Origin of the sequence: Methylomonas stagni (assembly GCF_050154735.1) — a bacterium.
Lineage (GTDB): Bacteria > Pseudomonadota > Gammaproteobacteria > Methylococcales > Methylomonadaceae > Methylomonas > Methylomonas koyamae_A.
Map to the genome: position 1 here is coordinate 4,791,633 of NZ_CP189557.1, position 14,182 is coordinate 4,805,814.

Below are 14,182 nucleotides of genomic sequence, written 5' to 3' on the forward strand. Positions count from 1 at the left end.
CTTCAATGACTTATTGGGTTTCCATGCGGTATAATAGGCCCCCATGGAAACCGATCTGAAACTGCCCGACGAGATGGATGCGCTACGCCGTTTAGCCGTCGATCTTGCCACGGAACTTGCGCAGTTGAAATCGGATTACAGCACGGTGTTGGGCGAGAACGCCGTTTCGCAAGAGCAGATCAATCTGCTGCTGCACAAGCGATTGGGTGCCAACAGCGAAAAATACCGCGCCGAGCAAGCCGATCTGTTCAACGAAGCGGAAGCCTATGCCGAGGAAGGCGGCGAAGCCGAAAACGAGGACGTCGATTCCGCGACCGTAGAAGAACTCGCCGAAACAACGACCGCGACCGAGCCCACGGGACCCCGCAAACCCTTACCTGCCGAACGGCCCCGCGTCGACATCGTCCACGACTTGCTCGAAGAGCAACGCTACTGCGCCGAAGGCCATGCCTTAAAAGTCATTGGCGAAGAGGTTTCCGAACGACTGGACATCATCCCGGCCAAGGTGCAAGTGTTGCGCCATATTTGCAAGAAGTACGCTTGCCCTTGTTGTCAGGCATACGTCAAAACCGCACCCTTGCCGCTTCAGCCGGTTCCCAAGAGCAACGCCTCGCCCGGCCTTCTGGCCTATGTCGCCGCCAGCAAATTCGTCGACGCCTTGCCGCTCAATCGGCAGAGCAAGCAGTTTGCCCGGATCGGCGTCGAATTGAACCGCGCCACCTTGGCGACCTGGATGATCCGCAGCGGCGGGTTGATTCAGCCCTTGATCAATTTGTTCGAAGAACATCTGCTGAATTATCCGGCGCTGCAGATGGACGACGACCCACAGGGATGTGGGAAGTGCAGAAAATGCAGGAGCATTTTTCTGCCCCGACCCTGCAGGTCCTCAAAGAGCCCGACCGCGCGGCCGAAAGTCAGTCTTACCTCTGGGTCAGGCGCGGTGGCCCGCCCGGCCAGCCGGTGGTACTGTTCAACTACGCGCCCAGTCGCAGCCAAGCCGTTGCCGACCAACTGCTGCAAGGCTTTTCCGGCACCGTTCAAACCGACGGTTACACCGCCTATGCGGCCGTGTGAGCCAAAAATGGTTTGCGCCACGCCGGCTGCTGGGCGCATGCCCGGCGCTACGTCGATGAAGCGCTGAAAGCCACCGGCAAAGGTCAACCCAAAGCCGGCAAGGCCAGTAAAGCCTTAGGCTTCATCCAAAAGCTTTATCGTATCGAGACACAGATCAAGCATCTGCCAGCGGCGGATAAATACCGCATCCGCCAGGAACAGGCTGTGCCGTTATTAAACGAGATCAAGGTCTGGGCCGATGTATCCTTAACTCAAGTCGCCCCGACCAGCCTGATCCAAAGCCTTGGCTTATTTGGGCAAGCAATGGGCCTCGCTCACCGTCTACTGTGAGACGGGCGGCTGGACATCGACAACAACGCCACGGAACGCGCCATTCGTCCTTTCGTGATTGGTCGCAACAACTGGATTTTTTCCGATACCGTGGGCGGCGCCAAGGCCAGCACCAACCTCTACAGCCTGATCGAAACCGCCAAACTCAACGGATTGGAGCCTTATCGCCATCTGCAGCCTATTTTTACGGAACCGCCCAAAGCTAAGACGCTTGCAGACATCGAGAAACTGCTGCCTTGGGCTGTCGATCCGGCCTATATTAACGGATTGAAGTGAGCGGGGTAGATGGGGTTTATGGATCGCTTACGATCGCCGGTGCCGACAACCCGCTGTCCGCGCCGATCTACCTGGTCAAACTCGACACCGTCAACGCCAAAACCGTCGGCGACCAAGACGTCACGCTGACGCTGCCCGACCTACCCGGCTTCGCGTTGGAAGTCAAACGCGGCTCGGTCACCTTCCCGGACGGCAAGACGACCGGCAAGCTCTTGGTCACGCCGGTCAACGCCAGCAAAATCCCGATGGCACCGCCGAACGGCATGCAGCCGCAATTTATCGTCACGATCCAACCGGTCGGCGCCAAATTCGACCCGCCGGCCCGGCTGACCCTCCCAACGTCGACGGCCACAAACCCGGCGCGCAAGTGGAAATGTACTCCTACGACCACGACCTGGAAGAATTCGTGGCGATCGGTTTGGGGACGGTCACAAAGGACGGCAGGGTCATCAAGAGTAACGACGGCGTGGGAGTGATTAAGGCGGGGTGGCATTGCGGTAGTCAACCGGGAGGAAGTGGGTGTACTCATAACTGTGGGGAGTGTCAGAGTTGCGATGCGAGTTGCACTTGTTATTGGGATAATAGTAAAAAACCTACTTCTCTCACTGATAGTAAAGGAGACTGTAAGAAACTGGTTTGTGATAATGGATCTAAGCAAATACCAGATGACTCAGACAAGCCTACAGAAAAATGTAAATTTTGTGAAAAAGGGACTGGCAATGTTATCGATGTTTCAAGTACCACAGATCCAGGTGGTTTGGCTGCACTAAATTATTTGCCGGTCAAAATGGACCTGTCTCCGAAGGGATGGGGCGTCACGGAAGAAGATGATGCGATATTTGATGTTACCGCTTATTGTGCAGGGGTCGACTGGAAAGTGAGAATTACAAAAGCGGACCAACAGGTTCATCAAGGGGTTCGTTTACTTCCTGGAGTTGCCGGAGTTACATCAGCGATAATTCAGTCTACATCAAGTTGTTTGGTATTAAACGCGATGAAAACGAGTTTAAATGATGTTGCGGATCAAAATGCAGATAGTGGTTATTATGTGCTTTCTGCAGTTCAAGCCCATGAAGATTTGCATATTATTCAATATAGAAATGACTTAAATCCTGCGTATACAAAGCTGAAAAATAGCATAGAGGCTCTTTCGATACCATTAACAGATGCAAAAAATGCCGCGGAAGCAAAAGTCAAAATTCAAGCGTTAGCGAGTTATTCTAATGCGATGACTATTTTTCACACTGATGATGTTGCGGCAAATAACGCTACGGCAGCGCACAATCCGATGCAGCCCTTTATTGACATAGAGCATGGTGTTGTCGATCCTGTGATAGCGAAAATAAATACGAGAAGGACGGCACTTGGGTGTCCTTGATAACTCTATTGGTATTTGGTGAGTATTTTAATAACGTTTATAACTATTTTATGCTTGTTATCTACCCAGGGGCGCAACACCGAAAATACATGCTAACCTTTTGTAAGGTGCTTAACCGCAGTCTGTTGGATTTGATTTTCGCTATCGCAATGAATTGGAATATAAAATTCAAGAGCGTTTATTATGGAGAAAAGAAAGTTGAGTGCTTTAGTTGTCAATATTTGTTTGTCGGCATTGCTTATGATTTTTTTGGGGGTAAGGTTTTGGGTGATGAGGCGATGCGAATAAATAAGCTAGAAGTTCGAGATTCTAACTGTTTTGATAAGGCTGAATATAATTCCGATAAGTCGCACGTCGAAATGACAATGATTGTTCATAATAAATCTGGCGGAGGAGCTGAAAAAATAGAGTATTTTTTTCAAAATACCCTTGCTCAGTCCATTAAGATTCGTGTCTGGGAGGATATAAGTCAATCATTTATGATTACCTATTTACTTAATGGTCGGGAGGTTTCTAAACCGCATGTAAAGCATTCAACTGATAATAGGGTTTTAAGGCCTTTAAAAGAGATATTTCTGCCTCCTGGAGATACGTATTCATGGTTGTTTGAAATCAAGAGTTTCTTAAATGGTAACAAACTTCCTGATGAACTAATCAAAGGGGGGTATTACAATAGTTTCGGGTTTTTATTTCTTGTACGCTGTAGAGAGCAAGCAATGTGAGTCTGAGTTTTTTAATTCGTCGATGGATTTTGTTATGGAGAATGTATTTCTTTCTCCTGACTTGTAGCCTGCTTAGGACTGATAACCGTAACACATAAGGCGGATGCGAGTCGCCGTATGTTGGCTTCAAGCCCGCGTAGGTCGCATTAGCGATAGCGTAATGCGGTGTGAATGATTAATAGCCAACATGCGGCGCAATACGGCTTCGCCTATTGACGCCCTACGATTACGCCTTACGGCCTTGGATAGATAATGTGATGCGCTATTTTTATGTTGTTTTAATATGTTATTTGTTATTTTCAGGATTTTGTCGTGTTTGTAGCGCTGAGTCTTCCAAAGAGGAAATTGTTAGAAGTAATGTTGATACTCAATGCATTGAATCGGGTGGTATTATTGGTATAGGCGTGGTTAAAGCGTCAAGCTTAAGTTACCGCTACTCTGTGGACAGTAAGTCTAAAGCTCCATTAGTTCGCCTCGTTTTCGGTGATGGATTAAATATGGATATGCCAATTGTTCCTATACAAATGCCTACCATAATAAAAGTGCCACATAAATGGTTGGGTAATATCGTGTATAAAGAAGATGGAAAGCATATGATTGTATATTTCTCAAGTAGTTCTGAAAAATCCGCTGTAAAAGCTGAGGATCTAGTGTTTGAAATTGGTGTTCCGAAAATAAATAAGGATATTAAAATGTTTCGCTATGAGGATGGGTCCTTAGTTGTTGCTGTTGATTATTTAAATTTACCCTATTTAGCATATTTTAAAGATGGTTCATGTGTTTGGGGCAAAGCCCATAAAATGGATTTCGATGGCCCGCAGATGGTTAACCCGTAACCCGTAACCCGTAAGGCGAGTACTCCATGGGATGAGCCGCCGAATGTTGGCTTCAACTGTACTCGTCTGTTTCGGGTAAGTAGCTGGCTCCGACATGGCGGAACGCCTGACGACTTCCGCCAGAAATATGAAAATATATTGGGTGTGGTCGGATTAAGTTAAAGCCGTACCCCGTAGATGGGTAGAGACTATAGCTGAAATCCATCAGATAAGGCCGAAATCATTTGTTTAACTTAAATACGTGTTTTGGTCAGATGTCGATTTTGACATTGGGTTTCGGTGGGTTTGATGTTCTCGTGATGGGTTTCGCTCCGCTCTACCCATCCTACACGACTGGTTGTATAGGTGGTAAACCTTCGCCAAAAGATAATGATGATAAAGACTTACTGAGTTGCAAATGAAAGTATTAGTCATGAAAATATTTTTCCGATTTCTGGTTTTTATTATTTTTCCACAGTTAGTAAATGCTGAAATTTTAACGGTTTCAAATATTAAAGAGTTTTCTGATTTGAGGAATGATTATATTGTTCGTAATGTTTTTTTGCTCCAGATAAGCAGAAATTATGGATTACGTTAGATGAAAACGAAAGAAACAGTTCGAAATTGATAGGTAAAAAAATATGGAGAGTTAATGCTTCTGGCGTTATTGAGTCAGACTCAATCTATAGTGATATTAAGGGCAAGTATCTAAATAATGAAACTCAGGATTTCAGTGTAGAGTCTGTGATTGAAGATGGTCATGTTTCTATTTATTTAATTAAAAAAAGTTCTGGTTATTTAATTATTCGGGATGGATTTCCTGTTATTAGGCTTGATTTGTTTAAATTGTTTCATATGCCAGTATTTCAGAGGCTGTTAGTCCTGAATAAAGGCTATTTGTTGATTGGAAGTTCCGAGGGTAAAGGTGCGGCGCTGAAAACAGGCTTGGACGGAGCCATTGAATGGGAGCGTTATTATGAGTCCAATATTGATGTTCATAATGGATTGTTTGCAAAAGACGGAAAAATAGTTTTGCTTGGTTCTGGTTTTAGCTCGCAAGGTAAAGATTCAATCTGGTTTGGTTGGTTGTCGTCGGATGGCGAAATAATTAAAAGCAAATTCGTTGAAGGACGCAATGCGAGTTTTGAATTAAATCAAGCTGGTGATGTTGTAATTGCGTATGAGAATTTCAAGTCTGGTTCATTAAACAGAGTTGTCAGTTTGTTCGATTCTAATTTTAAGGAGAAATGGGAGAACGTTGTCTTTTCGATAAAAGACAATAAAGTAGCTGATATGGCAGGGGGTGTAAGTTTTTATAATGATCGAATTGTTGTCGTTTATGGATTGCCGGAAAATGGCATGAGGCTTGATATATTAGATGGCAGAGGTCGAAAGTTAATTGAAAAGGACTTTGCAGAGAAAGGAATGATATTTAACCTTTCGACTAAGATTTTTTTATTTAAAAACGAAAATGGTCTTTTTGTCGTTCAAAATAATTCGAAAGCTGTTATTGAAGGAGGTAAATTTATTTTGCATAAAATCATTAGTCTTAGCGATCTACGGCTGTAACTGATCTGGGTATGATGGGTGTATGTAGGATAGTTAACCCGAATATGAGTAGGGGCTATAGCTCGCATAGGGCGCATTGGCAATAGCGTAATGCGCCGAATGATTAAAAGTCAACATGCGGCGCAATACGGTTTCGCCTCTCGACGCCGTAAGATTACGCCTTGCGGCCTTTTCTAGCAAACGAAATGCTGCCGCACGTTGCTCAACTTCAGTAGCAAAAAATTGCGTCCCTTAATAATTTATTTTGGCTGGATTAATGGATATTTTAAATAAACTATTTTGTTTAGACGGTGCCTCAAAAGATCGTATTGACTTGATGCAAAATGCATTTGTTTCTGTCCTGGAAAACTCGACTTGGTATTCATGTCAAGAGATATACGGATTGCCAGGGAATGAGGAGTTAACTCTAATAGCAGGCAACATGGTGCAATACGTAATTACTAGGCCGGATGTGTTATACGCAAATGAAGAAACTATTTTTTATAGCGAAAAATATTCTAGGGCAAATGCTTTTAAGTTAGCAAAGGAGTATTCAAGCGATTTTATTTTCGAGTCCGCATATTCGTCTATAAAAGAAAAGAATTTATCTTTCCTCTATTCGCATAGAGATAGATTAAGTGCGGCTTGCCTATTCCGTTATAAATTTTGCGTTATCCATGAAGAGTTGTTTCTACTATCGTTTATTTCTCAGTGGGTGAAGTTATCAAACCTAATAAATAAATTATCTGGTAGTGCTGAGTGTCAAGTTGATGCATTGCTTGATGCACTTAAATTTTGGAATCCTGGTCGGATAGCCAATAATGAATAATAGGGCTAGAGTAACATTGTATTTAACTTTTCTCTGATCCCCGTTGCTGAGTGCCATATGGAATTTAGATGAAGATAAATCACATATTTATATTGTTGTCGCTGTTGTTTACAGATGCGCATTTATTTGCAACGGAGATTAATAAGGATATTTTTTTATTAGTTCAACACCCACGCCTTTGAGTGAAGGGACGTTTCCAACGCGATTATATTCGTATGATAACAATGAGCAGGCGCTGAATTTGTGCCGTGAAGTCGTGTCTAAGCAGCTTGGTGCGGAATTTCTGAAAGTTTATTACGATGAAAGATTGATTGTAATTGGCTCGCCTCCTGTTAAGCCGGATACAGTTAACATTCTTGAAATGGATGACCCAATGAAGGAAAAATCTATCAAAACTGGTGTTTTTGACAAGTGTCCGGCATGTTCGGTATTAGAAGCCCATTTGGTCAATTTGCCTAATAAACAGTTGGCTTATACTTATTTTCTTGGTAAGAGTAATTCCGATATAACAATGTCATGAGGGGTTGATGGCAAGCAGATTGATTATAAGTTGAATGACGTAGTCGAAATAAAGGCTGGTGGCATTCCTGGTGGGATTATTTCTGGTGATTTTTATATTAAAGTTGGTTCTGATTCTAAATTGTCAATTTGGGTGGGTCGTGAAAAATTGACTACCAATTGGAGGCTTCCGGAAAATATTATTTTTAGTCAAGGCGATAATGTTGTTGCTTATGTTAATTCAAATAATATGCTGGTATTAAGTTCAAGAGACAATAAGCAAAGAAGTACCGCTGAAGAGCTGGGGAAAAGTACTTACTATGTTTTCAACAAACGTTCCTCTAAATGGAAGATTATTGGTTTTCCGGGAGGGAGAACAGAGGTGCGAGGTTTGAATGAGTGGCTTGTGGGCTATGTGGCAGATATAGCTAGGAAAACACAAAGTCCTGGATCTGATAGAAGAAGAAAACATATGGCAGAAACCGGCACGCCGATCGATTGGCGATTTGATAGCGCTAATGTTTTTTTCTCGGGAATTTTAATGTTGCACAATATCAATACAGGCAAAGAATATAAAATAATTACTAGTCAAGGGGATAGTGAAGTTCTCTGGGTAAACGATTCATATGTCTACTATAGAGTTAACGACGAGCTAATAAAGGCTAGAATTCTCGATCAGACAATCGACACAGGTCACGTTTTAGCTAAGGAGGATTTTATAGCGGATATTCATTGGGCTTTTGAAGGTCGATAGAATGAGTTTCGCATCGTTACGCTCGCCTCCATGTTTCCGCGATGCATGGCATCGGAAATAACTGATTTTTTTAGCGGAAAACGACGGATAAGTGCTTAGGAATAAGTCAGTGAGCGCGATTGACATCTCTAGGAGCGCATGAATTGGTAATAAACATAATAGATGTGAACTTTTGCAAGGTGCTTATCAGGTGGTAATTTTGTCAGACCATTTGCATTCGATACGGACATTACCCGAATCCGACGATGATTTTGGTTTGCGCCGACACCAAATATAATCTGCATTTATATGACGATTGTAATAAATGGTCGAAATCAAATTAGGCGGACACAAAAAGCAAACGTAGATTTTGCCGGCGGCGCTTGCTTCGACAAATTCGGTACTGGTTTGGGCGTGTGGCATTCGGTACTCGTGGCGTTTTACCGCGAGGCCTTTGCAGACATCATCAATCGATTAAAAAATAGATCAGCGGCTTAGGGTTCGGGCGATCAAGACGATGAACGTACCGACGGCAAAATTGTTTTGTTTATTGGCGTTACTGCTGGGAATGGTAGGGTAAAGGCCAGCGATTGCCAACGGCTTGGATCAAAACTGCGTCGTCAATATTCTCAACCGAACCGTGCAAGTTGGCAAGGATGGCGGATGGTCGATGCCGAGCGTACAGTCACCTCGGCCGGCCCCTCGGCGTCGGTGCGTTGGGGGAGGTAAGTCATTGGCGGGCGGCGAGTCCGTTCAGTATACTGAGACCGTCGTCGGCTGGGGCCGACGGCGGCGGCATCGGGAAGGGGCCGCCTTCAATCGTCCCAGGACGGATTTAACCAGACCGGGAAGGACACCATGTCCAGTCTACGCATCGCGGCGTTCGCCACTCTCGCGGCGGCCGGTATCGCCGCCGCAGGGTTTCATTGGCGGCATTCCGAATCGCCGCCCACCCAGCTCAAGCTTTACGGCAATATCGATATTCGCCAAGTCGAACTCAGCTTCCACGATTCCGAACATGTCGCGCAAATTCAGGTGCAAGAGGGCGAGCGAGTCAAGCGCGGCCAATTGTTGGCGGTGCAGACCCTGGAACGTTTCCAGTATGCCTGGGATGCGGCGCAAGCCCGAGTCGAGGTCCAGCGCCACGTGGTCGATAAGGCCTTGAACGGCTCGCGGCCGCAGGAAATCGGTAAGGCCGGCAATGACGTCAAGGGCGCCGAAGCGGCATTGGTATTGGCCAAGAAGGAATTGGAGCGCATGCGCAATTTGGCGGAACGCAAATTGACCTCGGTGGAGTCGGTCGATCAAGCCAAGGCCGCCTACGACGGTGCCCGCGAGACCTTGCAAGCCCTGAAGGAACAATACCAGTTGACCGCGATCGGCCCGCGCCGCGAGGACATTCAAGCCGCCCAAGCTCAACTTCGAGTCGACGAAGCCGAATTGCTGTTGGCCAAGAAATCCTGGGAAGACGCTCATCTCTACGCGCCGGCCGACGCCGTTGTGCAAAACCGGATTCTCGAACCCGGCGACATGGCCAACGCCCAGACGCCGGTGCTGACGCTGGCCCTGACCGAGCCGCTGTGGGCCAGAGCTTACGCGGCCGAGACCGATCTCGGTAAATTGCGCCACGGCCTGCCGGCCCGCATCGTCAGCGACAGTTTTCCCGACCGGCATTACGCCGGTTGGGTCGGATATATCTCGCCGACCGCCGAATTCACGCCCAAGTCGGTCGAGACTAGCGAGTTGCGGACCAGTCTGGTTTACCAAGTGCGGGTTTACGTCTGCAATGCCCAAGATCAACTGCGCTTGGGCATGCCCGTCAGCGTCGAGATCGATGTCGACGCTCCGCCGGCCGGACAGCCGGGCTGCGCCGAGCGGCCGTGATCTCGCCGACGAACGCCCCGGCGCTGCGGTTCCAAGGCGTCGATAAATCGTTCCGGGCCGGCGGCCGCGAAGTGGCGGCCTTGCGCCGGATCGATTTCGAATTGCCCGGCGGCGGCATCACCGCGCTGGTCGGGCCGGACGGCGCCGGCAAGACCACCTTGTTGCGTCTGGCCGCCGGTTTGTTGCTGCCGGAAGCCGGCAGCGTCGAAAGCTTTGGTAACGACACCGCGACGGCCGGGCCGCTGTTGCACGCCACCACCGGTTACATGCCGCAGCGTTTCGGTTTGTACGAAGATCTGAGTCTGCGCGAGAACCTGACGCTGTATGCCGATCTGCACGGTATCGCCCAGGCCGACCGACCCGAGCGCTTTGCCGAATTGCTGGCGATGACCGGGCTAGGCAAATTCGAAAGCCGCTTGGCCGGACGCTTGTCCGGCGGCATGAAACAAAAACTGGGTTTGGCTTGCACCTTGCTGAACCGGCCGCGTTTGCTGTTGCTCGACGAACCGTCGGTCGGCGTCGATCCGCTGTCCCGCCGCGAACTGTGGCATATCATCGACGCGCTGGTCAGCGACCACGGTACCACGGTCCTGCTCAGCACCGCCTACATGGACGAAGCCGAGCGCTGCCAACATGTTATCGTGCTGGATCATGGTGGAATACTCAGACAGGGCGCGCCGGCCGCGCTGCACGAATTGGTGCGGGGGTGCGGCTATCGTCTAACTAGCGCGGTGTTGTCTAGTCGGCAACTGCGTCAACGCATCGTGGGCCAGCATGGCGTCATCGACGCGGTAGTGCAGGGCGATGCGGTCCGGGCGGTCATGGCGCCGGGTGCCGCGCCGGACTGGGCCGGCTGGTTTACGGCAAGCGACTGCGTGACGGCGCGGTCGGTGCCGGCGCGCTTGGAAGATGCCTTCATTTGGCTATTGACCGAGCGCGACGGCGGCCACGGCGTCGTCGAGAACGTCTGCCCGCTGGCTGTTACCGGCCCAACCGCCGCGCCGGTCATCGAGGTCGAGGCGGTGGATCGCTGGTTCGGCGATTTTCAGGCCGTCAAAAAACTTTCCTTTCAGGTCGGACGCGGCGAAATTTTCGGTTTGCTGGGCGCCAACGGCGCCGGCAAGACCACCACGTTTCGAATGTTGTGCGGCTTGCTGCCGGCCAGCAACGGCAGCCTGAAAGTGGCCGGCGTGGATTTGCGGCGGGCGGCGGCCCAGGCCAGGGGCCGTTTGGGTTATATGTCGCAGAAATTCTCGTTGTACGGGCAATTGTCGGTACGGCAAAACCTGGATTTTTTCAGTCACGCCTACGGCTTGCGCGGCGGCGCGCGCCGGGAACGCATCGCTTGGGCGCTCGGCGAGTTCGGCTTGACCGAGTTCGCCGATACCGACAGCCGCGATTTGGCGCTGGGCTACAAGCAGCGTCTAGCGCTGGCTTGCGCGCTGATGCACGAGCCGGAAATCCTGTTTCTCGACGAGCCGACTTCCGGTATCGATCCGTTGGCCCGCCGCGAATTTTGGGCGCGTATCAACCAACTGGCTGCCGGCGGCGTGACGGTGCTGGTGACCACTCATTTCATGGAAGAGGCGGAATATTGCGACCGCCTACTGATCATGCGCGAGGGCGACATTCTGGCGGCCGGCACGCCGGCGCAAATCGTCCGCGCCGGCGGAAGCGAAGCGGCCTCGAATATGGAAGAAGCGTTTATACGCTTGGTGGAAGCGGCCGGCGGTGGAGGGGCAGCATGACGGCGACCCGGCAACGGCTGATCGGTTTGATCCGCAAGGAGTTCCTGCAGGTCTGGCGCGATCCCAGTAGCCTGGCGATCGCCTTCGTGATGCCGGTGTTCTTGCTGCTGTTGTTCGGCTACGGCGTGTCGCTGGACGCCAAGCGGGTGCCGATCGGCTTGGTGGTGGTGGCCCCAAGCGCCGAGACCGCCGCGCTGACCACCGGATTCGAGCAGTCCGAGTATTTTCGCAGTCGTTATTTTCCGGATATGCCGGCCGCCGCCGCTGCGTTGCAGGCAGGCGAAATCAATGCCATCGTCAACTTGCAGGACGACTTCGACCGGCGCTTGCACGGTACCGAACCGGCGCCGATACAATTGATTCTGGACGGCGTCGATGCCAATACCGCCCGGCTGGTCAGCGGTTACGTGCTCGGCGTTTGGGACCGCTGGCTGAACGCGCGCGCCGAAAGCCGCGGCTTGCGGGCGGTACGGCCGGTGCAATTACGGAATCGGGTTTGGTACAACAGCGCGCTACGCAGCCGGAATTTTTGGTGCCAGGCTTGATCGCGGTGATCATGACCTTGATCGGGGCCTTGCTGACCGCGCTGGTGGTGGCGCGGGAATGGGAGCGCGGCACGATGGAGGCCTTGATCGCCACGCCGGTCAGCGTTCGCCAGGTTTTGCTCGGCAAACTGATACCGTATTATTTGCTAGGCATGGGCGGCATGCTGCTTTCGATCGCGATGGCGGTGTGGCTGTTCGAAGTGCCGCTGATCGGTTCGTTGTGGGTGTTGCTGGTGTGCGGCTCGTTGTTCCTGCTGGCGGCCTTGGGCATGGGCTTGGTGATTTCGATTGCCGCGAAAAACCAGTTTGTCGCCGGCCAGATCGCCATCATCATCACCTTTTTGCCGGCGTTTTTGTTGTCAGGCTTCATCTTTAACATCGACAGTATGCCGACCGTCGTCCAGTGGGCGACGTATTTGATCGCCGCCCGCTATTTCGTCGCGATCTTGCAGACGGTGTTTCTGGCCGGCAACGTCTGGGAAGTCGTCGTCCCCAACGCGCTGGCGCTGGCCTTGATGGCGGCACTGTTCATGGCGCTGGCTTGGTGGCGGGCGCCGCGCCGCTTGGAGTGAACGATGTTTTGGCGGATTTACGCAATGCTGGTCAAGGAGTTCCTCGATCTGGTCAAGGACAAGAAAAGTCGTTTCGTGCTGATCGCGCCGCCCATCGTGCAATTGTTCGTGTTCGGCTACGCCGCCACTTACGATCTCAACCAAGTGCCGATCGCGGTGTACAACGAAGACGCCGGCATCGCCTCGCGCGAGTTGATCGCTCGCTTCGGCGGCGCGCCGGCGTTTCGGGAGGCGCGGCGCTTGCGGCGCGAGGCCGAAGTCGCCGAAGTGCTGGATACCAAGCAAGTATTGCTGGTGTTGCATATCGGTCGGCATTTCAGCCGCGACCTGCTGAGCGGCCGCCAACCGGCCGACGTGCAAATCCTGCTGGACGGCCGTGATTCGAATACCGCCCAAATCGCCCAAGGCTACGCGCAAACGGTGATCGCCGATTTCAACCTCGCCTGGGCCAGGGACCACGGTTTGCCGCTGCCGGCCGCGGAATTGCGGACCCGAGCCTGGTTCAATCCCAACCTGGAAAGCCGTTGGTTTATCGTGCCGGGCATCGTTGGTTTGCTGACCTTGGTGGTAACGATGTTGGTGACTTCGCTGTCGGTGGCGCGCGAGCGCGAGCAGGGGACCTTCGACCAGTTATTGGTGACGCCGCTGACGCCGAGGGAAATCGTGATCGGCAAGGCCGTGCCGGGCTTCCTGATCGGCGTGTTCGAAGCCACCTTCAGCATTGTCATGGTGGTGCTGTGGTTCCGGGTGCCGCTGCTGGGCAGTTTGACGGCCTTGTATATCGGCATCGTGTTCTACGTGTTTGCGATCGTCGGGGTCGGCCTGATGATTTCCTCGCTATCGACGACTCAGCAGCAAGGCTTGCTGGGCGGCTTTCTAGTCATCGTACCGGCGGTGATCCTGTCCGGCTATGCCACGCCGATCGCCAACATGCCGGAAGCCGTGCAAACCCTGACCTTGCTCAATCCGCTACGCTACTTTCTGGTCATCGTCCGCGGGGTATTCCTGCAAGGCCTGGACAGCCCGGCGCTTCTGCATCAATACTGGCCGATGGCCTTGATCGGCTTGGCCTCGCTAACGTGTGCCGGTTGGTTGTTTCGTAAGCGGATGTATTGAACGGCGGACCGGGTGGCTCAAACCGGATGCGGAAATTGAAGGCAATACCGGGGAAGTTCTTGCTGCCTGACCCAGGGGCATGTTCGTAGCCGCGCTGGCGCAGTCGACCCCTTG

14 protein-coding genes and 2 pseudogenes are annotated in these 14,182 nt (G+C 50.9%); all 16 read left to right on the forward strand.

Annotated features, from left to right (window positions below; all coding sequences use genetic code 11):
• Nucleotides 1–73 precede the first annotated feature (73 nt).
• Nucleotides 74–808: pseudogene (locus ACP4CD_RS21895) on the forward strand (IS66 family transposase); the annotation flags it as partial.
• A gap of 41 nt (nt 809–849) precedes the next feature.
• Nucleotides 850–1,449 (forward strand): annotated as a pseudogene (locus ACP4CD_RS21900) (IS66 family transposase); the annotation flags it as partial.
• Between the two features lie 9 nt (nt 1,450–1,458).
• Nucleotides 1,459–1,680: a transposase domain-containing protein gene (locus ACP4CD_RS21905; protein WP_426994721.1), complete on the forward strand. Its 222-nt coding sequence runs from the start codon at nt 1,459–1,461 to the stop codon at nt 1,678–1,680.
• Complete coding sequence (locus tag ACP4CD_RS21910) at nt 1,677–2,156, forward strand: hypothetical protein (protein ID WP_426992619.1); 480 nt, start codon at nt 1,677–1,679, stop codon at nt 2,154–2,156. Before ACP4CD_RS21905 ends, ACP4CD_RS21910 begins: the two co-directional genes overlap by 4 nt.
• On the forward strand, nt 2,087–3,058 hold the full coding sequence (locus ACP4CD_RS21915; RefSeq protein WP_426992620.1) for a hypothetical protein: 972 nt from the start codon (nt 2,087–2,089) through the stop codon (nt 3,056–3,058). The genes ACP4CD_RS21910 and ACP4CD_RS21915 overlap by 70 nt, the downstream gene beginning before the upstream one ends.
• A gap of 50 nt (nt 3,059–3,108) precedes the next feature.
• The gene (locus ACP4CD_RS21920) at nt 3,109–3,780 is read left to right on the forward strand and encodes a hypothetical protein (RefSeq protein WP_426992621.1); all 672 of its coding nucleotides are present in this window, start codon (nt 3,109–3,111) and stop codon (nt 3,778–3,780) included.
• 257 nt (nt 3,781–4,037) lie between these two features.
• Nucleotides 4,038–4,616: a hypothetical protein gene (locus ACP4CD_RS21925; RefSeq protein ID WP_426992623.1), complete on the forward strand. Its 579-nt coding sequence runs from the start codon at nt 4,038–4,040 to the stop codon at nt 4,614–4,616.
• A gap of 603 nt (nt 4,617–5,219) precedes the next feature.
• Nucleotides 5,220–6,164, forward strand: a complete 945-nt coding sequence (locus tag ACP4CD_RS21930; RefSeq protein ID WP_426992624.1) for a hypothetical protein — start codon at nt 5,220–5,222, stop codon at nt 6,162–6,164.
• 256 nt (nt 6,165–6,420) lie between these two features.
• Nucleotides 6,421–6,972, forward strand: a complete 552-nt coding sequence (locus tag ACP4CD_RS21935; RefSeq protein ID WP_426992626.1) for a hypothetical protein — start codon at nt 6,421–6,423, stop codon at nt 6,970–6,972.
• 256 nt (nt 6,973–7,228) lie between these two features.
• Complete coding sequence (locus tag ACP4CD_RS21940) at nt 7,229–7,492, forward strand: hypothetical protein (RefSeq protein WP_426992627.1); 264 nt, start codon at nt 7,229–7,231, stop codon at nt 7,490–7,492.
• Between the two features lie 30 nt (nt 7,493–7,522).
• On the forward strand, nt 7,523–8,224 hold the full coding sequence (locus ACP4CD_RS21945; protein WP_426992628.1) for a hypothetical protein: 702 nt from the start codon (nt 7,523–7,525) through the stop codon (nt 8,222–8,224).
• An 837-nt stretch (nt 8,225–9,061) separates the two neighbouring features.
• Nucleotides 9,062–10,087: an HlyD family efflux transporter periplasmic adaptor subunit gene (locus ACP4CD_RS21950; RefSeq protein WP_064026699.1), complete on the forward strand. Its 1,026-nt coding sequence runs from the start codon at nt 9,062–9,064 to the stop codon at nt 10,085–10,087.
• Complete coding sequence (locus tag ACP4CD_RS21955) at nt 10,084–11,835, forward strand: ATP-binding cassette domain-containing protein (protein WP_281021245.1); 1,752 nt, start codon at nt 10,084–10,086, stop codon at nt 11,833–11,835. The genes ACP4CD_RS21950 and ACP4CD_RS21955 overlap by 4 nt, the downstream gene beginning before the upstream one ends.
• Nucleotides 11,832–12,380, forward strand: coding sequence for an ABC transporter permease (locus ACP4CD_RS21960; RefSeq protein WP_426992629.1), 549 nt, complete (start codon nt 11,832–11,834; stop codon nt 12,378–12,380). Before ACP4CD_RS21955 ends, ACP4CD_RS21960 begins: the two co-directional genes overlap by 4 nt.
• Nucleotides 12,368–12,952 carry an ABC transporter permease gene (locus tag ACP4CD_RS21965; protein ID WP_426992631.1) on the forward strand — a complete coding sequence of 195 codons (585 nt, stop codon included), beginning with the start codon at nt 12,368–12,370 and terminating at the stop codon, nt 12,950–12,952. Before ACP4CD_RS21960 ends, ACP4CD_RS21965 begins: the two co-directional genes overlap by 13 nt.
• Nucleotides 12,953–12,955: 3 nt before the next feature.
• Complete coding sequence (locus ACP4CD_RS21970; protein ID WP_426992633.1) at nt 12,956–14,068, forward strand: ABC transporter permease; 1,113 nt, start codon at nt 12,956–12,958, stop codon at nt 14,066–14,068.
• Nucleotides 14,069–14,182: the final 114 nt, after the last annotated feature.